Genomic DNA, 19,978 nt, shown 5'->3' with positions numbered 1-19,978 from the left:
TGGGTCAGCTCGCTGCCACTTCGCCTGCTTTTGTCGTCTCATAGGCAATGTCTGTCTTGTTCATGATGAGGGGCGATAGCCACCCGAGATCGACAAGGCGCTGGTATTTGCTGCGATCGATATTGCCAGCCGTATATTTTGCGCCGCCGTGCAGGACGATCTCACGGATCAGTTCCAGGTCTTCATGTGTCATGATTGCTCCATCTGGCATGATCGCCGATGCGCGTCGGAGCGCCCCGGAAGGGGATTGGACATTTTGATTGAATTTTCTGGTTCTCGATCACCGCGAACGCGGTAGCGCTATCGAGCGCATGGATCATGCGTCGGGTGCCCGTGACCTCAGATGCTGCAGCTATGCTGGCGATGCGCTCTGTTCGACTATTTCTTTCGGGGCTTTTCCGCCTCGGGGTGCATCAGGCCCTTCATGGTCGGAGCTGCTGCGATCGTCTTGGCCTTGTCCTTCTTGGGCTTCTTTACTTCGCGATTGTTCCGTTGTTCGCCTTTGGCCATGGTTTGGTCCTCCGCCCGCACTGGGCTTCGGTGACATTAGCACGTCGGTTGGGTCTCCCGGAGATTATGTTGCCTAAAGCCGCTGTCGCATCGCGGGCGGACGACCGCCACCCGTCATCCTGGCAGCCGACAGCCGCATCAATTCAGGAGATGGAAGTTTGCTTGATTGACTCCTTCCTGAATTCAGGGTTGCTATCGTTGAGAGACAACCGGGAGAACTGAAGTGACCACTGGCGTAGTAAAATGGTTCAATGCGACGAAGGGCTTCGGCTTTATCCAGCCGGACGATGGCAGCAAAGACGTCTTTGTTCACATCTCGGCCGTCGAGAAGGCGGGGCTGAGCACTTTGAATGAAGGGGCCAAGGTCAGCTTTGAGGAAGTGGCCAACCGTGGCAAGACGTCGGCGGAAAACCTTCGGGTTGGCTGATCGGGCCTCTTTTGCCTGGCGCCGCAAGTCTGGTGGCGCCCGGCTGTCGGCCAAATGACCACATAACTGGCAGCCCGTCGGACTTGTCCCGGCGGGCGTTTCGCGATGATTTCAGCGGCCGGTTGGTGTCGCGTCGGCTTTCGCGAATGATGGTCAGGAATGCTCGTTTGGGCCAAGTAAATTCAAGCTGCCGTGCAGCTATCCATATCGTTGTGCATGATTGTCTGGCTGGCGCGGCTATCCCATTTGACCGTGACGCTACTCCAGTCCTTGGCGATGACGGTGCCAAAGTCATTTTTATCGTTCTTCCAAAAGACTGTCGTTCCGAGAACGAGCGCCCTTGATTTTTCACCGGTCACTGTGCGTCTCCCAAAAGTTCTACTTGCCGTTTGGTGAAAGGTGCCAACCACGGACGAGCTGGGCGTGCTGAGAAGCCACGTACGATTGCTTCTACGGTAAAGCTAAGTCAGCTCTTATTTGTCCATCGCTGCGAGCAGGCTTCTTATATCGATCGTCGCGATGTTCGAGTAACTGTCCGAAATCGCATACGGGAAGATAATTTGATCGCCATGCCGCATTGCGCCGCATGTATAGACGACGTTCGGCACATATCCTTCGCGCTCGGACGGCGCAGGCCGAAGGAGCGGTTCGTCCAGGCGCCCCAGCACCTTCGTCGGGTCGTTTTTGTCGAGCAGTGCTGCTCCTATCGAATACTTGCGGACCGGGCCGACACCGTGGGTCAGCAATAGCCAGCCCTCATCTAATTCGATAGGTGAGCCGCAGTTGCCGATTTGAATGAACTCCCAAGGGGCGGCCGGCTTCAGGATCGGCGTGCCGCCATCCCATGTATAAAGATCATCCGAATAGATCAGGTAGAGGTTTTCATTGTCTTGCCGCGCGATCATCGCGAACCGCCCGTCGATTTTCCGGGGGAAAAGTGCCATGCCCTTGTTATGTGATGCGCTGCCTCTGAGGGCTGAAAAGCGAAACGTGACGAAGTCGGACGTCTCGATGATCTCCGAGCGGATCGCCCTGCCGCTATAGGCCGTGTACGTCGCGTAATAGACAGTTCGCTCGGAGTGCTCGAATTTCACAAAGCGCGCATCCTCGATGCCGTTCGATTGCGACTCCGTAATCGGAAAAATGACCCGCTCACTGATATCCTCGCTGCTACGAAACGTGACGGCGACATCCTCGCCGCCAGGCCCAGACCCGAGGTGTTGAACTGCTGGATTTGATGCGAGGCGTGCGGTCGGATCGATGCTCACGGTCCCGTCGGTATCTACAAGGCCGGTGCGAAATGTCAGGGATGACACATGGCCTTCTCCGACGGCGCGCAGGCTGAGGATGAAGCGCAGGGCGCCGGCTGTCGTTCCCGATTGATCGGGGTGAGGCACGATGCTCGGATTGAAGAGTGCTGATGCTTCAAACGAGTATTCACTCAGGAAATAGGCGCCGACTAGCTGACGCTGAATCGTCGTGAACCGGCTATGGCCGTGGAATGCATCTTCCATTTCGTCAGCGCGGGCCTCGAATGTCTGAAGCAGATTCCGGTGGCGACCCAGAAAGTTTTCAAGCACGTCGGCCAACTGATGCTCTGCCTGCTCGGGACTGAGCGCAAGAATCCGGTCGACAATATGATTGGCGCGCGTCTTATCTGTCGGATTGAGATCGCGTGGCTCCGTCGCAGGTTTAAACGGCCGTACGATGACTCGGGATGCATCGGGCCGGAGATAGAGCGCCTGGCGATTCAGTATCGGAGATGAGGGCAAAAGGAATCTCAATTGTCTGCTGAGAGGGGGGCGCGCCGCGATCAGGCCACGCGGGTCGCGGATTTGGATTGATCCTCGGCGATACGTGCCATGTGCCGAATTTCGGATAGTCCGAGCAGGTAGGATACGACTGACTCGCCACCGCGGTTTTCATTCGCACGGTCCGGATGCAGTCCATCACGGCAGCTTCCTGTCTCCAGATCGACGAGCGGGATAGAAAGGTCATTGCTGCCGAGGAACCATGCGAAGACCCGGGCGGCTTCGCTCTTCCATTCAATGTTCTGGTCGGCGCGCCACGCCGCAAGGCTGGCCGCGATGGTGGCAGCAGCCTCGACAGGCTGTTGGTCGAAGCTGCGCGGCTGGCGCCGGATGTCGTGAAATCCCTCCGTGCCCACCGGCCTGAACTGACCGCTGGCCGAGGTCTGCTGTGTCAGCAGCCAGCGCAGGCTTCTCAGCCCGGCATTGAGATAGTCCGGCCGTTTCATCGCTGTGCCGGTGAGAATCAAGGCTTGGCAGAGTCTAGCGTTGTCATAGGAAAGTCCGTCTTCGAACCACACCCAATCACTCGTCTCGACTTTCTCAAGAAGCGAGACGAGCCTGTCGGCCAGAATCGTCCGGATTGCATTGGCACGGCTATTGTCGGTGACGGTCGTGCAATACGCATCGAGTCCCAGCAATACGAACGCCCACGCACGGGGCGAGAGGAAATCGCCGACCTTTGGTAAGGCCTCCGCAAAGAGTGCTGCGGCCCAGGTCCGCCGAGAGGGGGTCGCATCCGAAAGAGCGCAAACGCCCAGCGCCCAAAGCGTGCGCCCATGACTGTCTTCCGATCCGCTTTCTTCCAGCCAGCTGCGATCGAAAGCCATGAAATTTCGAAACCGGTGCGTTTCGGGATTCCACGCATGCTGGACGAAAGCTGCAAAGCGGGAGGTCAGGACCTCCGACAGACGCAATTCCCCTGGCGTGTTCAATGCGCATGCCAGCAGCAGCGCGCGGGCATTGTCGTCGATACAATACCCATGCAGGCGATCCGGAACACAGTGGACCGCATGCTGGAATAGCCCGGTGTCGTCGCACATTGACAAGAAGTGACCAATGCGCATCTCGGGAGGTGCGCGACTATCTCGCAGGAGCGTACTCGTATCCGACTTTGCAATGGTCTTAAGCCTGTGGCGGCGACCCGCGTTCTCGAAAACGGACATGTACCGATCGGCCGTCCGTTCCCAGGTCATGGAGCGGCTGCTGGCATAGGCGCGTTTGCGCATTGCTTGGCGCAGTGGTGCATTGATCAGAAGCTTTTCGATCTCGACGCCGATCGCATTCGCATCCGCGAACGGGACGATAATGCCGCGGCCATCGGCAAGCAATTCGCGGGCATGCCAATAGGGAGTCGATACCACGGCCTTTCCCAAGCCAAAACTATAGGCCAGGGTGCCTGACGTCATCTGAGATTCGTTCAGATAAGGCGTGACGTAGACATCGCACATCGAGATGAAATCGAGCAAGGTCTCTTGGTCAACGAAGCGATCAAGGAAGACAACGTGATCCGCGACGCCAGCTTCGCGGGCCCTTGCAATGAGGGATTCGCGATAGGTCTCGCCTTCGTCATGTACCAGATTTGGATGGGTTGCACCCAATACGACATAGACCGCACCCGGGCAGGTGCTCAGGATGGACGGCATCGCATCGATCATGAATTCGATGCCCTTATTAGGTGAAAGCAGGCCGAACGTCAGAATGACAGACCTGCCGGCAAAGCCGAGCCTCGTCTTTGCATCGTCGGGCTCCACAAAAGCGAACTCCGGAATTCCATGTGGAATGATCTCGATCTTCTCTTCCGCGACCTGATAGATGGTCCGAAGCAGTTCCCGACCTTTCTCCGCCATCACCACCACTTTCGACGACATCTCGACAACGCGTGTGAAGACATCTTTTTGTGCGGCGGTGGGCTCTGCAAGAACCGTATGGAGTGTCGTCACGATGGGCATCTTGAGCAGCGAGAGAAGCTGGATGATATCGCTCCCGGCTTCGCCGCCGAAGATACCGAACTCATGTTGAAGCGACACCACGTCGAAATGGCCGTTGTTCAGGAATTCTGCTGCACGTATGTAGTCGTTGATCAGCTCGTCGTTGATCTGAATGCCAACGGTGGCTGGATAGTCATAGAAATGACCGTGATCGGTCATTGCCACGATGACGGTTTTGGAGTCTGCGCGGGCGGCTGCTACTGCGCTTTGCAGATCGGTAGTGAACGTGGCGATCCCACATCGGCGTGGAAGTGAATTGCCAATGAATGCAATGCGGCTGAACACCGTCAATCTGCTGCCTCGCGATTTCAATGTTGAAAGGGCAATCGCTCAAAATTGGCAATGCTGCGCCAGCCGCGGCATATCGGACAATTTCGTGACAAAAGCAGCGCGCTCGGCAGGGACCATCAGGGTCATCAATGCGCGCGAGCGCAGGGTGCGCTCTTTCTTCGCGAATAGCCATCAGTATCTTCGAGGGCTGGGAGGCGGAACAAGTCGGTGGGAGATCAGCGAGACAACGGTGATAATAAATCGGTCTTTCAGTGCCAGCCGTGGTAACGCTCGGGCTTACACAGCGGGAGTACGATATGGCCAAGGGAAATCGCGAAACCAAGAAACCGAAGAAGGTACCGGTCAAGACGATCGCTGCTGCAGAGAGCCTCAAGGGCGGCGGTCCCAAGATCATGCCGGCGCTGGGGGCGGTCAGAAAGAAATAGTACCACTCCTCGCGCGGTAGCACTGGACGTTTCCCGTCCGGCGTTGAACAGAGAGCCCGCTCACGCGGCGACGATGCGCGAACGTTACGTCATCGAAATGTTCACAGATCGAGGAAAGACATGTCGATCAAGACGGCCATTCGAGATGCGTACGGCACACCAGCGATGTTCGCCGGCTCCAAGACAGGGCAGGAAGATGCACCGTTTGTTTTCATCAATGTTGGCGGCGAGGAACGTCGGATGAGATCTGCCGAGTGGGAAGCGCTGCCGCCATGGCTAGGCGAGCGCCCGGCCTGGGCAGGCAAAGGCTGACATTCAAGCTCTCTACTTGTCCGCTGGAACGTAAGTGCATACGGCGACTTGTCGGGCTTGAACAATACCGACCAGAAAATGTGAGGCCCTGCAGTGGCGGGGCCCTTTTTATTGGAAGGACCCCCAAGGCCGATGGCACTGCTCTATCCACACCGTCAGCATCTCTCTCGGAGGCTTCAGGTCTGACCTTGTCGGCCACCCGCAAGCGGCGCGCGCATAAGCTGGCGAACGAACCGTCAACAGTTGTTCAGAATGAGCAGAAAAACGCTGTTCAGAACGAAAACGGGGCGTGTCGATAAGGAATTGAAATCGCTTGCTAAAACATGGCTGGGGCGGGAGGGATCGAACCTCCGAATGGGGGAATCAAAATCCCCTGCCTTACCGCTTGGCTACGCCCCAACGGCCGAGGCGACAACAGGCGGGGCGGGCCCGCGGATCGCTTTGGCTCCGTCGGTCTATAGAGAGAGCTCCGCAATTTCAACCACCTGACAGCGGTGTTCCCCGCTTCCGGATGCGCCGGACTTTTGTGCAATTGGGGTGTCGGCTTCTACCGCTGCGCGTGAGCCCCTGACGCACTGAATTTTCCGATTTTCGCGGTCGCATATTAGGCGATAGGGCCTGTGAGCTGGCCCTCGGCGACGTTCCCGAAGCCTGTCCGCGGGCGCGGGCACTCGCCCAACACGCCATAGAATGTGTTCGGAACGACGGTTCTAGAGCTGTATATGTGGGACGTGCTTGAGCGAGACCTCATCGAGGGCCTCGCTATAACCGGCATCCGCGTAGCGGATGACGCCGAGGCCCGTGTCGTTGTCGAGGCTCATGACGAGGCGTTCTGCCGCGGCGGCCGTGCCGTCGGCGATCAGGGTGACCCCGGCGCTGGTCATGTAGCCGGCATAGCCGCCGCCGCCGGAATGAACGGCGACGAGATCGGCCTGGGATGAACACAGCGCCATTGCGTCGAGCAGCGGCCAGTCAGCGATGGCATCTGAACCGTCACGCATGTTCTCGGTCATGATGTTTGGATGCGCCATGCCGGCGGCGTCGAGATGATCGCGCGAGAAGGCGACCGGTCCCTTGAGCGTGCCATTGGCGACGAGTCCATTGACGCCCAGCGCCAATTCGCTGCGCTCGCCATGACCGAGCCAGGCGATGCGGGCCGGTAAGCCCTCGAAAGGCACATACTGGCGAGCGAGCTTGATCCAGTTCGAGACGATCTGGTTATCGCCGAACAGGCGCAGCACGAGATCGTCGATGGCACGGATGTCGTCGGGATCGCCCGACAGTGCCATCCAGCGGAACGGACCGATGGCGCGCGCAAAGAGCGGGCGCAGATAGGCTTCCGTGAAAATGGGGATGTCAAAGGCATTTGCGACGCCGCCTTCCTTGGCGTGGGTGCGAATGAGGTTGCCATTGTCGAACACCTCCGCGCCGCGCGACTGGAACGTCAGCATGGCGCGCACATGATCGACAATCGACGCCCGGCTCTCCTCCATCAATTGTTCCGGCGCTGTCTTGCGCATGATGCGCGCTTCCTCGAGTGAGCGCGTGCGCGGCACATAACCGTAGACGAGATCGTGGGCTGCGGTCTGGTCGGTCACCACATCGGGGATGATGCCGCGCCGGGCGACTTCCGGATAGATATCGGCGGCATTGCCGACGAGACCGACCGACAATGCGCGCCGCTCCGCCTTCGCGGCGGCGATCATATCCAGCGCAGAATCAAGATCCGGGGCGATCACTTCGAGATAACCGATCTCCTTGCGCTTGCGTGCGCGCTCCGGATCGATGTCAACGGTGAGAATCGCCGCACCGGCCATGCGGCCTGCCAGCGGCTGCGAGCCGCCCATGCCGCCGAGCCCAGCGGTGAGGATAAAGCGCCCGGTGAGTGTGCCGCCAAAGCGGCGCTCGGCAATGCGCATGAAGATCTCGTAGGTGCCCTGAATGACACCTTGCGAGCCGATATACTGCCAGGCGCCGGCCGTGAGTCCGCCCCAGCAGATCAGACCCTTGCGTTCGAGTTCGTAGAAGATCTCGGCCTTGGCCCATTGTCCCACGATGTTGCAATTCGCCATGATGACGAGCGGCGCCTTGGCGTGGGTGCGGAGCAGGCCCACGGGCTTGCCGGACTGGATGACGAGAGTCTGGTCCTCCTCCATGGTCATCAGCGCCTGCACGATGGCCTTGTGTGCGGGCCAGTTACGGGCCGCGCGCCCCAGGGCCGCATAGACGACGAGGTTCGACGGATCCTCACCGACCGCGAGCACGTTTTCCAGAAGGCGCAACAGACCTTCCTGTCGCCAGCCCTTGGCGCGCAGCTTTGGGCCGCCAGGAATCGGAAAATCGGGGTGCCGTGGATTCGCTGATGTCATGACGGACTCCTGTCGTGTCTCAGGCCAGTGCGTAGCGTGCGATCTCGATGCCCATGGCGCGTTCGACGGAGGGATAGACCGCCGGATCCTTGACGCTGGAGGCAAGCGGAATGATCGTCTTCGGCACATGGAACAGATGCACGTTCATGCCGACTTCGAGATGGCCGACGCTCATCGGCTCAGCCTCGTCGGATAGCGTGGCGATGATGTCCGGGAAGGTCGCGAGACGCTTACCATTTGCGTCGACGATGGCCATGTATTCGTTCATCACATGCAGCGTGATGGCGCGGTCGCCTTCGCCGATGGTCAGGGTGCCGATGTCGAAGGCTTCCGGTGTGTAGACCACATTCTTTGCGGTGATCTTGCCGCTGCCGAGGATGGAGCCGCCGGTGTCCTTGCAGATCGCGTCGATCACGGCAGTCGGTCCTTTCGGCTCGGCCGCGAGAATGGCTTCACCGAGGCGCAGCGCGAGCGAGATGCCGCCGAGAGCAGCGTTGTCGCGCACATAAGATGCGCGGACCGGATTGCGGCAGGAGGCAATGAAGCCGCCAGACATGTCGCCGGCTGTACGCAGGATCGGCGAGACCTTGGCGGTGGCGCCGCGCACGGTGAGCTCGATATAGCGGTTCTCGGCGCGGTTGCCGCCGGCGGCTGTCTGGATCATCGGTTCGGGCGAGCCGGCAAGGCCGATCGATCCCATGTCGCCGGTCGGATGTGCGCGCATGTCGCCGACGGCATCGACCACCTTGGTGCCGAGCAGCGCCGAAGGCAGCCAGGCGTTCATGGTGGAGGACTTGCCGTTCTGACCGATGATGAGGCCTTTCAGCGGTTCACCCAGCGCGTCCTGCAGCAGTTGCACGGCGCGGACGTAATCCTTGCCCTGCATCTCCCAGGCGGTGGTCGACGCCGGCGCGCCGATCGCAGCGGCCGTGGCGACCCAGTCGTCATCGTCGAGTTCGTCGATCGACACGAGTTCGGGCTTGCCGACGAGAATCGCGGCGCGGCCGAGCATGCGCCCGTGATCTGCCCAGCCGCCGCCACCGGCAGCGTAGACACCGCCGCCGCGCACGGCGGCTTCAATATCGCGTTCGGTCAGAATACGTCCCATCGGAATGTCTCCTCGGCAGATGTTCTTGTGTTCGATATGTGGTCGGTGATCGGAACGGCGGGCGTCACGCCACCGGCAGTCGCTCTGAGAGAAGCAGCGGTGGCCGCACGAATTGTCCGCTGCCAGGTTCGGCGAGAACCTTGCTGCCATCGAAAGCAAGCTGGCCGCGCACGTAGGTCGCAGCCACGGTCCACGGCAGCGTGATGCCGTTATAGGGGGACCAGCCGACCACGTTGTTGCCGCTTGCGGCACCGTCATAGATGATGGGCTTGTCCACCAGCACGGTGATGTCGGCGTCGAGGCCAGGCGCCAGCGCGCCCTTGCGATCGTCGATGCGGAAGTGCCGCGCCGGATTGAACGACATCAGCTTCGCGGCATGGGTCAGCGGCAATTTGCGTTCGACGAGGCCCTTTACCAGTAGCGGCACCATGGCCTCTAAGCCGGGGACGCCGGACGCATTGGCAAGCATGTCCGGATTGATCTTGCGATCTTCCGACCAACTGACGTGATCGGTCGAGACCAGCGAGACGCGTCCGGCTGCAAGCTCTGCCCACAGCGCTTCGACATCGGCGCGGGGGCGCACCGGCGGATTGATCTTGGCCTTGCCGCCGAGGCGGGAGACGTCGTTCTCCTCGTCGAGCACGAGATAGTGGATGCAGCATTCCACTGTGGCGTGATAGCCCCCGGAGCGATACCACGCCGCAATATCATAACCGCGTGCGACAGAACAATGCACCACATGGGCGGGACAACCGGTCTCGGCGCCGGTCTCATAGATCTGCAGCATCGCCAGGATTTCGGCGAGCGGCGGGCGCGACATGGCATGGGCGCGCCAGTCGGTGACGCCCTTGGCCTTCACCTTGGCGACGGCATCGCGGATGAATTCGTCGTCCTCGTTGTGGACACCGGCTGCGAGGCCGGTCGGCGCAATGGCGGCGAAGCAGTCGGCGAGCAGCGGCGCGGGGATGCGCGGAAAGCGCTTGGGGTCAGTGCCGAAGGTGGAGAACTTGAAGGCGGCGACGCCGGCCTTCGCCTGTTCGGCGATGCGTGCCGGACCCTCTTCGGGGTCGATGGTGCCATAGAGCGCGAAATCCACGCGCGCTTGCTTGCTCGCATGGGCAATCTTGCGCTCGACCGCAGCAGCGGAACAAACCAGATCACCTTCGTCATAGGGCATGTCGACGATAGTGGTCACACCGCCGGCTGCGGCGGAGCGCGTCGACCAGACGAAGTCTTCCTGGTTGCGCTGTGACAGCGAGTGGACCTGTGCGTCGATGGCGCCGGGCAGGATCATGCCGGACTTGAAGTCCTGCCGCTCGCGTGCGGCAGGCGGCGTGCCTTCGCCGACCGCACCCACGCGCCCGTCTTGGACCGCGACCCAGCCGTTCTCGATGATGCTGTCGTGACCGATCACCTTGCCGGTGAGAACCAGATCGAAATCCATGTGTAACTCCACATTCGCCGCCGGCGAGCCGGCTTGTCGTGATGGCCCTGCCGGACCGTATGTCCTAGAGCCTGTGCTCCAGCCGCGCGATCAGGCGCACGACCGGCAACAGCAGGAGCAGATAGATGATCGCCGCGAGGATCAGCGGCGATGAGTTGTAGGTGAGCGAGCGCGCCAGATTGGCGGAATGCAGCAGCTCCGGCACCGAGATGACGCTGGCCAGCGTCGTGAGCTTCACCAGCTCGACCGTGTTCGAGAGCAGATCGGGCAGCACGTTGCGGATCGCCTGCGGCAGCGTCACGTAAAGCAATGTCTGTGTGGCGGAGAGTCCGGTCGACCGCGCGGCCTCGCGCTGGCCCTTCGGCACGCTAACCATGCCGGCGCGATAGATCTCGCCGTAGTAACTTGCCGAATTGATCAGGAAGGCGACGGCCACAGCCACCAGCGCGGGCACGCGCAGCCCGATAAAGGGCAGGCCCGCATAGACGAAGACCAGCAGCACCAGCGGCGGAAAGGCGCGGAAGAAATCGACGGCGGCGATCGCCGGCCAGCGCAGCAGGCGATAGGGGCTGGTGGTCAGCAACATCACGAGGATACCGCTGACGAGGCCGATCGGGATCAGGAAGGAGCATAGCAGAAGCGTCTGCAGCAAGCCCTGCAGCAGGAACGGTGCGACCTTCGCCATGACGTCGAGATTGAAGAATTCCTGGGTGAACTGCTCCATCAGTGCTCACCCCACCGATAGTTGCGTTCGAGCGTACGGGAGGCGATCACCAGTGGAATGAAGACCAGCACGTAAAGTAGCGCGCCCATGGTCAGCGGCGTCGCATTGGCGGACATCGACAGCGCGGAATTGGCGCGGCCAAGAATCTCGTTGACACCGATGGCGCTGCCAAGCGCGAGGTTCTTGGTGATGGAGATCGCGCGGTTGGTGAGCGGCGGAATGCCGAGGCGGACCGCCTGCGGCAGGATCACATAGCGCAGCGTCTGAGCGAAGGTGAGCCCTGTTGAGCGCGCGGCCAGCCACTGGCCCTTCGGCACTGAGGTAATGCCGGCCCAGAAGATCTCCTCGGCAAAGGCCGCAAGCACCGCGCCGAGGGACATCCACAGCACGATGAGGCTGGGCAGGACGATGCCGATATTTGGGAAGCCGAAGAATAATACCAGGATGATTGCGAGCGGCGGCAGCGAGCGGAAAATGTCGACGAACACGATGATGAGGAAATTGACCGGCTTCCAGCCGATCGCCCGGAGCGCCGCGAGGCCGAAGCCGGCGCCGATACCGGTGATGACCACCGCGAGGCCGGCAAGAATGGTAACGCCGGCGCCCTGCAAAATCTCCCAGCCGTACTTCATCGCGATATCCGCATTGAAGAAGGTGAAGACGAAGCGGTCCCAGTTGCTCATCGCGTCGGCGGCGGTCATGACCTAGTGCCTGATCTGCGCGAGGAAACGTTTGGTGCGATCTTCCTGCGGCCGGAGGAAAACGTCTTCGGCACTGCCTTGCTCGATGACGAGACCGCCATCGAGGAACACGACCTTGTCGGCGGCCTCGCGGGCGAAATTCATCTCGTGGCTGGCGATCACCATGGTGATGCCGCGGGCACGCAGATCCTTGACGACGGCGAGCACGCTGCCGACGAGTTCCGGGTCGAGCGCCGAGGTCGGCTCGTCCATCAGGATGATCTTGGGATTGAGCGCGAGCGAACGTGCAATGCCGATGCGTTGCTGCTGGCCGCCGGAGAGTTGTGCAGGATAGGACGCTGCCTTGTCGGGCAGGCCCACCAGCGCCAGCATCTCCGCGGCACGGGCATTGGCGTCGGCTGTGCTCATGCCGGCGACCTTGCGCAGGGCCAGCGTGATGTTCTTCTGCACGGTGAGGTGCGGATAAAGGTTGAAGCTCTGGAATACCATGCCGATCTGTCGCCGTGCGGCATTGATATCGGTGCGCGGCGACAAAAGGTCGACATTGTCCATGATGATGGAGCCGCCATCCGGCTCCTCCAGACGATTGCAGCAGCGCAGCAAGGTGCTCTTGCCCGAACCGGATGGGCCGATCAGAAAGACCAGCTTGCCCGGCTCAACCAGAAGATCGACGCCCTTCAGGACTTCGGTGGTGCCGAAGCTCTTCCGGACGCCGCGTGCTTCGAGCAGATAGCGGGGTACAGGCGCTGCTGCTGCCGAACTCATGAACAGGTCGGCTTCTGCTCGGTCGCGTCATAGCCGGCAACGCCTGGTGCGCCATAACCGGGATAGATGGTGGTGGTCGCCGATCCGGCCTCGGGCTCGACACCGAACCACTTCACGTAAAGCTTCTTCAGCGTGCCGTCCTGCTTCATGCAGACCAGTGCGTCTTCGAGCTTGTTGCGCAATTCGGTATTGCCGTTGCGCAGCGGCATGCTCCAGACGAGGCCCGTCTTGTAGAGAAAGGCATTCTTCAGCCGCGGATTGTTCTTCACGATCCAGGCGACGACGGTTGCGGCCGAGATGTTGGCGTCGGCACGGCCGGCAAGCACGGCCTGCGCCGCGTCGGTGCTGGTGGCGAAGGATTCCGACTTCCAGCCATATTTGGCGGCGTTGTCGTTGACCCATTTCTCGTAGATCGCGCCTTTCTGCACGGCGATGGTCTTGCCGGAGAGATCTTCGAGTTTGGTGATGGGAGGTGCCGAAGCCAGCGTCATGAAGCGATAGTCGGCGTCGACGAAGCCTTCCATGAACAGCAACTGCTGCGCGCGCTCGGGCGTGACAGTGACCACAGCAGCGAGGAAGTCGTAGGTGCCGGCCTGAAGTGCCGGAATGAGACCGGCGAATTGCGCGCCTTCCACCGTGATCGGGCGTTTGATGCGCTTCGACATTTCATCAACGACGTCGATATTGAAGCCCTCAAGCCCGCCTGACAGTTTGGGCATGGCATGCGGCGCGAAGGTCGAGTCGATCGCGGACTTCAGCGGTTCCTGCGTCTGAGCGAATGCGGGGCTGGCCAAAGCTAGAAGCCCGGCGGCAAGGATCATTGCTTTCATCGAACACCTCCATTGGTGCGGCCAGGCCAAGCCGGCAGCTGGCTCCGCGGTCCTTGTCATGAAGGCTAACGCAATTGCGCATCGGGGGGATATCCCATTTGATGGACATCCTATACGCTCTCGCTGCAGCGCGGAAAAATCGACTACAGACCCGGATGACAATGGAATGGACATTGCGACCTTGGTGATGACAGCCGTGGTGCTTCGTTGCGGCAATGTGCGCGAAGCCGCGCGCCAACTTGGACGCGCACCCAGTACGCTCTCGGCAGCGGTGAAACGGTTCGAGCGCTCTATCGCAGCGCCGTTGTTGAATCGCGTAGGTGCCGCGAGCTTTCTCACGCTTGAGGCACGGCGAATGCTGGACGAGATTGAAGCCGCAGCGGATATCGCGATGGGGATGATCGCGCCCGATAGGGCAGGCGATGCAGCACGGGCTTTCTGCGCCGAGTGTGATGTCAGTCTCACGGCCTTGCAGCGTGTCGCATTGGTTGCGGAAACCGGCAGCGTTCGTCGTGCCGCACGCATCATCCGTCTCGGTCAGCCGCAACTCGCGCGACAGATTGCACGCGTTGAAGATGAACTCGGCAGCGTGTTGTTTCATCGCTCCCGTATCGGTGTCACGCCGACGCCGGCATGCCAGTTGCTGGTCACGTCGCTGGCTGAACTTGAAAAAACCATGCAACGACTGTCACGGCGTGCGCGTGAGCGTTTTCGTTCGACCAATGCCACCATCAGGCTCGGGGCGGTGATGCCGCTCGGCCATGAAAGCAATGTCGCGCGGCTGCTGGCCTTTCTCGTCGCAGCCTGGCAGCGGGATCGGCCGACGCAGCCGCTGTTTGTCACCAATGGTACGGCAGAGGATCTGCTCACTGGACTGAAGGACAAGCGCTGCGATGTGGCGCTGATCGACAGCGATACGATCCCCGCAGATGTCTCGTCGCGCGCGCTGGTGCGATCGAAGCTTGTGGTCGTCGGCGCGCGCGAGGTGCTGGGCGACCAACCCAATGTCATGCGGGTGCTTCGCCAGCAACCGCTTGCGCTACCCAGCCGACGCACCGGGCTCGGCCAAGCCGCGCACAAACTGCTGGCGCAATTGCTGCCTCAGGCAGAGATCGATGCGCTGACAATCACGGAAATCGACTCGATCCCGATCATTGCCAACCTGATGCTGGATTTCGGCTTCGTCTCAGTACTCCCCGAAAGCGCGCTCGTCTCGTTCGATGCACGCCTCGTGGCGCTGCCGGTTGATCCCGGGCTTGAACTTATCCTGTCGCTGGTCTGGGTACAGACCGAAGGCGCGCGGCGCGGCGCCCGCTCCATTCTTGCTGCCCTGCGCAACTATGCGCCGGCAACGCCAGCAGCCGCCATGATGGTGAACAGCGATTGATTGGAATGAGCGCGGCTACCCACTGCCGCTGACTATGAATTATAATTCTTGATCTTTTCCAATTTCGTGCATTATGCTGCAGAGATGCGAGCGCGGGTGGAGGGCAATGCTTCCACTTGGCGTCAATCTGCATTGGTAGGCCGGATCAACCGGTCATCAATTATTCCGAGGGGAGACGAGCCGATGACTACCAAGGGGTTTCTGCGTCCGTTGACGCGGCGCGCCATGCTGTCCGGGACCGCCGGGGCAGCAACATTCATTGCGACGTCGCCGCTTCATAGCCCGGCTATGGCGCAGAACGCGCCATTGAAGGTGGGGATGATGCTTCCCTACACCGGGACCTATGCGAAGCTCGGCCAATTCATCGATGACGGCTTCCGTCTTTATGTCGAACAGAAGGGCGGTAAGCTCGGTGGGCGCGACATTGCGTTCGTGCAGGTGGACGATGAATCGAAGCCGGAATCAGCCACCGACAACATGAACCGGCTGGTCGGCCGCGAGAAGGCTGACGTCGTTGTCGGCACCGTTCATTCCGGCGTGGCCATGGCGATGGTCAAGGTCGCGCGCGACACCAAGACACTTCTGATCATTCCGAATGCTGGCGCCAATGATGCGACTGGTCCGGCCTGCGCGCCGAACATCTTCCGTACGTCGTTCTCGAACTGGCAGAGCACCTACCCGATGGGCAAGGTGATGGCCGATGCCGGTATCAAGAACGTGGTTACGATCACATGGCGTTATACCGCCGGTGCGGAGATGATCGGCGCCTTCGCTGAAAACTTCACCAAGAACGGCGGCAAGATCGTAGCTGACCTGACGGTGCCATTTCCGGAGGTGGAATTTCAGGCACTGATCACGCAGATAGCACAGTTGAAGCCCGATGCCGTGTTCAGCTTTTTTGCAGGCGGTGGCGCGGTGAAATTCGTCAAGGACTATGCGGCGGCCGGCCTGAACAAGACCATTCCGCTTTATGGCGCGGGCTTTCTGACCGACGGTACCATCGAAGCGCAGGGTGAAGCCGCCAAGGGCATCAGGACGACGCTGCATTACGCGGACAATCTCGATAATCCCGCCAATCTCGCCTTCCTCAAAGCCTTCAAGGCCAAGACAGGCAAGGACGGCGATATCTACGCCGTACAGGGCTACGATGGCGCGGCGCTGCTGGATATCGGGCTGACCGCCGTCGGCGGCGACTTCAATGCGCGCGACAAGATGATCGCGGCGATGGGGGCTGCGAAGATCGACAGCCCGCGCGGGCCGCTGTCCTTCAACAAGGCGCATAACCCGATCCAGAACATCTATCTGCGCGAGGTCCGCAACGGGCGTAACGAGATGATCTCGGTCGCCCAGGCCGATGTCGACGATCCCGCGCGGGGCTGCAAGATGACCTGACGCATGGTTACGCGGTCTTTTGATGGAGATCGAATCGTCGAAGCCTGTTGCGTGCAAGACCGTCCGTGAAGGAGGTGGCGCAGCGCAGCCAGGTCCGGCCTCATGCTTGATTGCGCCGGCGACTGAAGGTGGCCCGCCGTGGTTGGATTGATCTGATGGACCTCATCACACTAGGCGTTCAGTTGCTGAATGCGGTTCAGTATGGCGCAGTCCTGTTCCTTGTCGCGAGCGGCCTGACATTGGTGTTCGGCATCCTGGGGGTCATCAATCTCGCCCATGGCGCGTTTTATATGCTCGGCGCCTATCTGGCTTACTGGATCACGTTGATGACCGGCAGTTTTGTGGTCGCCTTGCTTGGCGGCGTGCTGGTTGCCTTCATCGCTGGCATTCTGCTTGAGGCCGTCTTCGTTCGTCTTCTCTATGGCCGGGATCATCTGGCACAGGTGCTGCTCAGCTTCGGCCTCATCCTGGTCATCGATGAAATCAGGCAGTTGCTGTTCGGCAAGGACGTGCACGCGGTTGCTCCGCCCGCGTGGTTGTCGGGGTCGATCCAGCTGACCGACAATCTGTCCTATCCGGTCTACCGGCTGGCGATCTGTGTGTTCTGCCTGATGGTGGCACTCGTCATCTTCTTCGTGATCACGCGCACCAAAATCGGCATGATCGTGCGGGCGGGCTCGGAAAATCGTGAGATGGCGCGCGTGCTCGGCATCAAGTTCGACCGGGTCAATCGCTACGTCTTCGCCGCCGGCATCGCGCTGGCGGCGCTCGGCGGCATCCTGATCGCGCCGATCTCGACAGTGTTTCCCGGCATGGGCGATGGCATGCTGATCCTGTCCTTTGTCGTGGTCGTGCTCGGCGGCATCGGTTCGGTCGCTGGCGCAGCCGTCGGCGCACTGCTGATCGGCCTCACGGATACGTTCGGAAAGGTGTTCTTTCCCAGCGTGTCCAGCATTCTTATCTATGTGGTGATGGCAGCCGTGTTGCTGTGGCGGCCCAGTGGAATTCTCGGACGCCAGGATGCTTGATATGAGCATGCCCAATCTGCGGGTCCGATTGTTCGGCATCGCCTGTCTGGCTATGGCGATTGCGCTGCCATTCTGTGTATCGACCTATTACACGCAATTCTTTGCCAAGGCGCTCATCATGGGCATGCTGGCCATGTCACTGAATCTCGTGGTCGGCCATGGCGGCTTGGTGAGCCTCTGCCATGCCGCCTTTTTCGGCCTCGCCGGATACGTGCTTGCGCTGTTGTCGCCTCGTTATGATGCGGCGTCGCTGTTAACGACGCTTCCGATTGCGATCCTGTGCTCCGGCACTGCAGCCCTGCTGATTGGCGCGCTGGTGCTGCGCACCCGCGGCGTCTATTTCATCATGGTAACGCTCGCTTTTGGCGAGATGCTGTTCTTCTTCTTCCACGACACCAAATTCGCGGGCGGATCGGATGGCATCTCCATCAACATCCGGCCCGAGATCGCCATTGCCGGCAGCCAATTGCTCGATCTCGACAAGCCCATGACTTTCTACTTTGTCGTGCTGGGTTTCCTGGTGGGCGTGATCGCTTTGCTCACGATGGTGGTCCGCTCACCTTTCGGGCGGGCGCTGGCGGCAGCCCGGGACAATGAGCGCCGGGCGCGGTCGCTCGGCTTCCCGATCTTCCGCCTCCGCCTGACGGCGTTCACCCTGTCCGGCGCGCTGGCGGGCGTTGCCGGTTATCTGGCCGCGGCGCAGTTCGGCTTCGTCGCGCCGCAGATGTTGGGATGGCACCAGTCGGCGACAATTCTGGTCATGGTGCTGATCGGTGGCCTGCGCTCGGTCACCGGGCCGCTGGTCGGTGCGCTGGTTCTGATCGGCATGGAAGAAGTGCTTAAGGCGCATCTCGACAACTGGAAGCTTGCCGAGGGCTTGATCATCATTGGCATCGTCATCCTGCTGCCCAATGGTGTCCGGCAGATCTGGTCGATGGTGTTCGGCGCGTCACCGCAACGCGCGGCCGAAATCAAGCCTGCAGCTGCGGAAGCTCGTCATGCATGACATTGCGCTGCGTGCCGCTGGATTGCAGAAGCGCTTTGGAGGCCTGCTGGCCGTTTCCGATGTGTCGATCGACATTCGCGCCGGCGAGATCCATGCGGTGATCGGCCCGAACGGTGCCGGAAAGTCCACGCTGATTAATCTGCTGGCCGGCGAACTTCTGCCAACCTCGGGTGAGGTCTTGCTGAATGGCGTGGATATCACCTCCTTGTCGCCGGACCGCCGCGCGCGTGCTGGCCTCGGCCGCGCCTATCAGAAGACGACGTTGTTTGCGCAGTTTAGCGTGCATGAGAATGTGCGTCTTGCGGCGCAGGCCCGTTCAACCGCGCCGCTCCGGATGTTTGGCGGCACGCGGTGCGACCGGCCATATCTCCAGTTGGTCACCGACGCGATCGACCGGGTCGGGTTGTCCGCACGGTCGCAGATCATTGCCGATAAACTAAGTCACGGCGAACAGCGCCAGCTCGAAATCGCGATGGTGCTGGCGACCAATCCGCAGGTCATTCTGCTCGACGAGCCACTGGCGGGCATGGGGCCATCGGAAGCGCGAGGCATCATCGGATTGATTGCGTCGCTGAAGGCCGACCGTGCGCTGCTGGTGGTGGAGCACGACATGGATGCGGTGTTCGAACTCGCGGACCGGTTGACGGTGATGCAGGACGGTCGTGTCATCGCCACAGGTTTGCCGCAGGACGTGCGCGTGGATCCCGGCGTGCGCGCCGCCTATCTCGGTGCTGATGGAGGCATCGCATGACGGCCTTACTGCAGGTGGAAAAGCTCGATGCGTTTTATGGCGCCAGCCAGATTCTGCACGGCATCGATCTGACCTTCGCGCCGGGCGAGCAGGTCGCGCTGATCGGCCGCAACGGCATGGGCAAGACCACGCTGCTGCGTTCGCTGATGGGATTGATGCCGCTTTGCCGCGGCAGTTTGCGCTTCCACGGCCACGATATCCGCAATGCAGCGCCTGAAACGATCGCGCGATGCGGCATGGCGCTGGTGCCGGAGGGGAGGGGCATTTTCGGTTCGCTGTCGGTCACCGAAAATCTGGTGATGGCCGCGCGACAAGGAAATCATGGTCGTCAATCCTGGACCCTGCCGAAGATATTTGAGCTGTTTCCGCGTCTGCACGAACGCCGCAACAATGGAGGGCATCAACTGTCGGGAGGCGAGCAGCAGATGCTGACCATCGGTCGCGCGTTGATGACCAATCCCGATATGATCATGATCGATGAAGCCACCGAAGGTCTGGCGCCGCTGGTGGCGCAGTCGATCTGGCAGACGCTAGCGATCGTCCGGGGTGAGGGCATCGCGACCATCGTCGTCGACAAGGATTTCCGGAGTCTGGCAAAAGTCGCCGACCGAATGGTGATCCTGTCGAAGGGCTGCGTGGTGTTCGACGGAACGCCGGCGGCATTGGCTGCGCAACCGGACGTGCTGGAGCGCCATCTCGGCGTTTGATT

At 60.9% G+C, this 19,978-nt stretch carries 21 protein-coding genes and 1 tRNA gene; 9 read left to right on the top strand and 13 right to left on the bottom strand.

The window, feature by feature from the left end:
• Positions 1 to 4: 4 nt before the first annotated feature.
• Both HP556_RS06320 and HP556_RS30380 read right to left on the bottom strand, forming a co-directional pair.
• Entirely contained in the window at positions 5 to 193 is a 189-nt protein-coding gene (locus HP556_RS06320; protein WP_093756915.1) for a hypothetical protein, read from the bottom strand.
• A 185-nt stretch (positions 194 to 378) separates the two neighbouring features.
• Positions 379 to 510 (bottom strand): hypothetical protein, encoded by a 132-nt coding sequence (locus HP556_RS30380; protein ID WP_256461247.1) that lies wholly within the window; start codon positions 508 to 510, stop codon positions 379 to 381.
• Positions 511 to 733: 223 nt separating this feature from the next.
• On the opposite strand from HP556_RS30380, the gene HP556_RS06315 reads away from it, so the two are divergent.
• Complete coding sequence (locus HP556_RS06315) at positions 734 to 937, top strand: cold-shock protein (RefSeq protein ID WP_068734860.1); 204 nt, start codon at positions 734 to 736, stop codon at positions 935 to 937.
• Positions 938 to 1,119: 182 nt separating this feature from the next.
• Here the strand turns inward: HP556_RS06315 and HP556_RS06310 are convergent, their stop codons facing one another.
• From HP556_RS06310 to HP556_RS06300, 3 genes are all read right to left on the bottom strand, one after another.
• A complete protein-coding gene (locus HP556_RS06310; RefSeq protein ID WP_158596714.1) occupies positions 1,120 to 1,296 on the bottom strand; it encodes a hypothetical protein in 177 nt (58 codons plus the stop codon).
• 114 nt (positions 1,297 to 1,410) lie between these two features.
• Positions 1,411 to 2,709: a glycoside hydrolase family 130 protein gene (locus HP556_RS06305; RefSeq protein ID WP_175366316.1), complete on the bottom strand. Its 1,299-nt coding sequence runs from the start codon at positions 2,707 to 2,709 to the stop codon at positions 1,411 to 1,413.
• A gap of 41 nt (positions 2,710 to 2,750) precedes the next feature.
• Positions 2,751 to 5,027, bottom strand: coding sequence for a glycosyltransferase family 4 protein (locus HP556_RS06300; protein WP_175366315.1), 2,277 nt, complete (start codon positions 5,025 to 5,027; stop codon positions 2,751 to 2,753).
• Positions 5,028 to 5,323: 296 nt separating this feature from the next.
• On the opposite strand from HP556_RS06300, the gene HP556_RS30375 reads away from it, so the two are divergent.
• Positions 5,324 to 5,452: a hypothetical protein gene (locus tag HP556_RS30375; RefSeq protein WP_256461248.1), complete on the top strand. Its 129-nt coding sequence runs from the start codon at positions 5,324 to 5,326 to the stop codon at positions 5,450 to 5,452.
• A 120-nt stretch (positions 5,453 to 5,572) separates the two neighbouring features.
• Positions 5,573 to 5,764, top strand: a complete 192-nt coding sequence (locus HP556_RS06295; RefSeq protein WP_068735371.1) for a hypothetical protein — start codon at positions 5,573 to 5,575, stop codon at positions 5,762 to 5,764.
• 324 nt (positions 5,765 to 6,088) lie between these two features.
• Here HP556_RS06295 and HP556_RS06290 read toward each other — a convergent pair.
• From HP556_RS06290 to HP556_RS06255, 8 genes are all read right to left on the bottom strand, one after another.
• Positions 6,089 to 6,163 (bottom strand) — tRNA-Gln (locus HP556_RS06290).
• Between the two features lie 311 nt (positions 6,164 to 6,474).
• Positions 6,475 to 8,133, bottom strand: a complete 1,659-nt coding sequence (locus tag HP556_RS06285) for a urocanate hydratase (protein ID WP_175366314.1) — start codon at positions 8,131 to 8,133, stop codon at positions 6,475 to 6,477.
• 19 nt (positions 8,134 to 8,152) lie between these two features.
• Positions 8,153 to 9,241 carry a DUF917 domain-containing protein gene (locus HP556_RS06280; RefSeq protein WP_175366313.1) on the bottom strand — a complete coding sequence of 363 codons (1,089 nt, stop codon included), beginning with the start codon at positions 9,239 to 9,241 and terminating at the stop codon, positions 8,153 to 8,155.
• Between the two features lie 64 nt (positions 9,242 to 9,305).
• Positions 9,306 to 10,685 carry a dihydroorotase gene (locus HP556_RS06275; protein WP_175366312.1) on the bottom strand — a complete coding sequence of 460 codons (1,380 nt, stop codon included), beginning with the start codon at positions 10,683 to 10,685 and terminating at the stop codon, positions 9,306 to 9,308.
• A gap of 64 nt (positions 10,686 to 10,749) precedes the next feature.
• Complete coding sequence (locus HP556_RS06270) at positions 10,750 to 11,409, bottom strand: amino acid ABC transporter permease (protein ID WP_089266064.1); 660 nt, start codon at positions 11,407 to 11,409, stop codon at positions 10,750 to 10,752.
• Positions 11,409 to 12,110, bottom strand: a complete 702-nt coding sequence (locus tag HP556_RS06265; RefSeq protein ID WP_199711958.1) for an amino acid ABC transporter permease — start codon at positions 12,108 to 12,110, stop codon at positions 11,409 to 11,411. The genes HP556_RS06270 and HP556_RS06265 overlap by 1 nt, the downstream gene beginning before the upstream one ends.
• A 3-nt stretch (positions 12,111 to 12,113) precedes the next feature.
• Positions 12,114 to 12,875, bottom strand: a complete 762-nt coding sequence (locus HP556_RS06260; protein WP_120286992.1) for an amino acid ABC transporter ATP-binding protein — start codon at positions 12,873 to 12,875, stop codon at positions 12,114 to 12,116.
• Positions 12,872 to 13,705, bottom strand: a complete 834-nt coding sequence (locus HP556_RS06255) for a transporter substrate-binding domain-containing protein (protein WP_149534228.1) — start codon at positions 13,703 to 13,705, stop codon at positions 12,872 to 12,874. Before HP556_RS06255 ends, HP556_RS06260 begins: the two co-directional genes overlap by 4 nt.
• Before the next feature lie 166 nt (positions 13,706 to 13,871).
• Between HP556_RS06255 and HP556_RS06250 the strand changes: the two genes are divergently transcribed.
• The 6 genes from HP556_RS06250 (at position 13,872) to HP556_RS06225 (ending at position 19,976) form a co-directional block, all read left to right on the top strand.
• On the top strand, positions 13,872 to 15,092 hold the full coding sequence (locus HP556_RS06250) for a LysR family transcriptional regulator (protein ID WP_175366311.1): 1,221 nt from the start codon (positions 13,872 to 13,874) through the stop codon (positions 15,090 to 15,092).
• Positions 15,093 to 15,275: 183 nt separating this feature from the next.
• Positions 15,276 to 16,484 (top strand): ABC transporter substrate-binding protein, encoded by a 1,209-nt coding sequence (locus HP556_RS06245; RefSeq protein WP_175366310.1) that lies wholly within the window; start codon positions 15,276 to 15,278, stop codon positions 16,482 to 16,484.
• 155 nt (positions 16,485 to 16,639) lie between these two features.
• Positions 16,640 to 17,512, top strand: coding sequence for a branched-chain amino acid ABC transporter permease (locus tag HP556_RS06240; RefSeq protein WP_120286988.1), 873 nt, complete (start codon positions 16,640 to 16,642; stop codon positions 17,510 to 17,512).
• Position 17,513: 1 nt separating this feature from the next.
• Positions 17,514 to 18,518: a branched-chain amino acid ABC transporter permease gene (locus tag HP556_RS06235; protein WP_175366309.1), complete on the top strand. Its 1,005-nt coding sequence runs from the start codon at positions 17,514 to 17,516 to the stop codon at positions 18,516 to 18,518.
• Positions 18,511 to 19,269 carry an ABC transporter ATP-binding protein gene (locus tag HP556_RS06230; RefSeq protein WP_175366308.1) on the top strand — a complete coding sequence of 253 codons (759 nt, stop codon included), beginning with the start codon at positions 18,511 to 18,513 and terminating at the stop codon, positions 19,267 to 19,269. The genes HP556_RS06235 and HP556_RS06230 overlap by 8 nt, the downstream gene beginning before the upstream one ends.
• Positions 19,266 to 19,976, top strand: a complete 711-nt coding sequence (locus HP556_RS06225) for an ABC transporter ATP-binding protein (RefSeq protein ID WP_175366307.1) — start codon at positions 19,266 to 19,268, stop codon at positions 19,974 to 19,976. Before HP556_RS06230 ends, HP556_RS06225 begins: the two co-directional genes overlap by 4 nt.
• Positions 19,977 to 19,978 lie beyond the last annotated feature (2 nt).

The sequence above is a fragment of the Tardiphaga robiniae genome (assembly GCF_013359755.1).
GTDB classification, from domain to species: domain Bacteria; phylum Pseudomonadota; class Alphaproteobacteria; order Rhizobiales; family Xanthobacteraceae; genus Tardiphaga; species Tardiphaga robiniae.
The sequence above is the reverse complement of the archived record's forward strand: the minus strand, read 5'-3'. Positions and strand labels throughout refer to the sequence as shown.

Bases quoted from the DNA above. Each gene is read 5' to 3' on its own strand.
- HP556_RS06320 (WP_093756915.1), bottom strand. From the start codon at position 193: ATGACACATGAAGACCTGGAACTGATCCGTGAGATCGTCCTGCACGGC.
- HP556_RS30380 (WP_256461247.1), bottom strand. From the start codon at position 510: ATGGCCAAAGGCGAACAACGGAACAATCGCGAAGTAAAGAAGCCCAAG.
- HP556_RS30375 (WP_256461248.1), top strand. From the start codon at position 5,324: ATGGCCAAGGGAAATCGCGAAACCAAGAAACCGAAGAAGGTACCGGTC.
- HP556_RS06295 (WP_068735371.1), top strand. From the start codon at position 5,573: ATGTCGATCAAGACGGCCATTCGAGATGCGTACGGCACACCAGCGATG.
- HP556_RS06285 (WP_175366314.1), bottom strand. From the start codon at position 8,133: ATGACATCAGCGAATCCACGGCACCCCGATTTTCCGATTCCTGGCGGC.
- HP556_RS06280 (WP_175366313.1), bottom strand. From the start codon at position 9,241: ATGGGACGTATTCTGACCGAACGCGATATTGAAGCCGCCGTGCGCGGC.
- HP556_RS06275 (WP_175366312.1), bottom strand. From the start codon at position 10,685: ATGGATTTCGATCTGGTTCTCACCGGCAAGGTGATCGGTCACGACAGC.
- HP556_RS06270 (WP_089266064.1), bottom strand. From the start codon at position 11,409: ATGGAGCAGTTCACCCAGGAATTCTTCAATCTCGACGTCATGGCGAAG.
- HP556_RS06265 (WP_199711958.1), bottom strand. From the start codon at position 12,110: ATGACCGCCGCCGACGCGATGAGCAACTGGGACCGCTTCGTCTTCACC.
- HP556_RS06260 (WP_120286992.1), bottom strand. From the start codon at position 12,875: ATGAGTTCGGCAGCAGCAGCGCCTGTACCCCGCTATCTGCTCGAAGCA.
- HP556_RS06255 (WP_149534228.1), bottom strand. From the start codon at position 13,705: ATGAAAGCAATGATCCTTGCCGCCGGGCTTCTAGCTTTGGCCAGCCCC.
- HP556_RS06250 (WP_175366311.1), top strand. From the start codon at position 13,872: ATGGACATTGCGACCTTGGTGATGACAGCCGTGGTGCTTCGTTGCGGC.
- HP556_RS06245 (WP_175366310.1), top strand. From the start codon at position 15,276: ATGACTACCAAGGGGTTTCTGCGTCCGTTGACGCGGCGCGCCATGCTG.
- HP556_RS06240 (WP_120286988.1), top strand. From the start codon at position 16,640: ATGGACCTCATCACACTAGGCGTTCAGTTGCTGAATGCGGTTCAGTAT.
- HP556_RS06235 (WP_175366309.1), top strand. From the start codon at position 17,514: ATGAGCATGCCCAATCTGCGGGTCCGATTGTTCGGCATCGCCTGTCTG.
- HP556_RS06230 (WP_175366308.1), top strand. From the start codon at position 18,511: ATGCATGACATTGCGCTGCGTGCCGCTGGATTGCAGAAGCGCTTTGGA.
- HP556_RS06225 (WP_175366307.1), top strand. From the start codon at position 19,266: ATGACGGCCTTACTGCAGGTGGAAAAGCTCGATGCGTTTTATGGCGCC.